Raw genomic sequence first — 1694 nt, forward strand, 5'->3', positions numbered from 1 at the left:
GGGGACAAGGGGACAAGGGGATAATTCAACCAGGATTTATTGATTTACATTCTGGAGCGGGATTCATCAAGAAATCTCGTAAATCTGTAAATCCTGGTCAAACTTTCCCGGTTGCCTTATTTTGATATTGACAGATTTAAGGCAAAATCTAAATTGCTAAAAGTAAAATCTCTAATCTAAAATCTAAAACTCGTGTTGAGGAGCGTTTCAAAGTGCTGGAATTATTTAGTTCTGGGTTAATGTCTGTGTGGCTAGATATGGCAGGAATTCACAGTGCTAGGATGAATTCTACAAAAGAAATGGTTTGGCCTGGTAATACGGGTTTTGTGTTCTCAGCTGCGCCGGAACCGCAGACTGCAAGTATAGTTGAGCAATATTTAAAGGAGTTAGGGAAACAAAGTCCGATCGCACAACAAGGAATTTGGATGCAGTCGGGGCCTGTAGTATTAGCTAATAATCAAGGTTCGATCCCTTTGCCAGCTGCCTCTCTGACCAAGATTGCTACTTCTTTGGCTGCCCTATCTACCTGGGATCACTCTTACCAATTTGAGACGCTAATCAGCGCCACTGGGCCAATCCAAAACGGGGTATTACAAGGAGATTTAGTTGTTTCTGGAAATGGCGATCCGCTGTTTGTTTGGGAAGATGGTATTGCATTAGCTAATTCTTTAAATCGTCTGGGAATTAACCGAGTAACGGGAAAGTTGGTGATTCGGGGTAGGTTTGAGATGAATGGCAACCGAAATCCGAGTCCGTCAGGTCAAATGCTCATGCAGTGTTTTAATTCCCGCACTTGGTCTAGAGCAATAATTTTTAGATATTCCCTAATGCCTAAAGGTACTCCGAAACCTCAATTGCAAATTTTAGGTGGTCTGAAAGTAGAAAATCCCCAAGCTGGGCCTGAACAAATTAAAGCAAATTTATTATTACGCCACCGTTCTTTAACTCTAACTCAACTGTTGAAACAAATGAATATTTTCAGCATTAATGAAATGGCAGAAAGTTTTGCTGAATCTTTGGGAGGGGCGCAAGTAGTACGGAGATTAGCGGCGAATGCTGCGGGTGTGCCTTTGGGAGAAATTCAATTAATCAATGGTTCAGGTTTAGGCGTGGAAAATCGCATTTCTGCTAGGGCAATTTGTGGGATGTTAATGGCACTACAACGGAAATTACAGCCTTTAGGGTTGACGCTCGGCGATTTTTTCCCGGTTTCCGGTAGCGATCGCAATGGTACAATGTCCCATCGCCATCTTCCCCAAGCAACTGTGATTAAAACGGGGACTTTACGAGATGTCAGTGCTTTAGCGGGAGTGATGCCAACACGCGATCGCGGTTTGGTTTGGTTTGCTATCATCAACCGAGGTAACGATGTTTTGGGTTTACGCGCCAAACAAGACCTCTTACTACAAAGTTTGAGCCAACGATGGGGAACCTCTGTAACTCCACCTGTAGTAGTCCTTCCCACCCCCGCTAGCATCAACTACGTAAAACGCATTGGGGCTAGCGATCGTAACCAAATTATCCTGCTAGACAAAAGACAGAAGGCAGAATAAAGTTTTGAGTTGTAGGGGCGGGTTTTGCCAAAAGATTTTCTGTGAGTAACAAAAGTTATTTACTAAACCCGCCCGTACAGAGTTTTGAGTTGGGAAAAGCAAAAGAGAAGCTCAAAATTCCCCTTGTCCCCTCATCTCCCC

1 protein-coding gene is annotated in these 1694 nt (G+C 43.5%); it reads left to right on the top strand.

Going from position 1 to position 1694, the window contains the following annotated elements; all coding sequences use genetic code 11:
* Positions 1-212: 212 nt before the first annotated feature.
* Positions 213-1553, top strand: coding sequence for a D-alanyl-D-alanine carboxypeptidase (locus tag IQ264_RS32375; protein ID WP_193986864.1), 1341 nt, complete (start codon positions 213-215; stop codon positions 1551-1553).
* Positions 1554-1694 lie beyond the last annotated feature (141 nt).

Origin of the sequence: [Phormidium] sp. LEGE 05292, from assembly GCF_015207735.1 — a bacterium.
Classification (GTDB): Bacteria; Cyanobacteriota; Cyanobacteriia; order Cyanobacteriales; family Aerosakkonemataceae; genus Floridanema.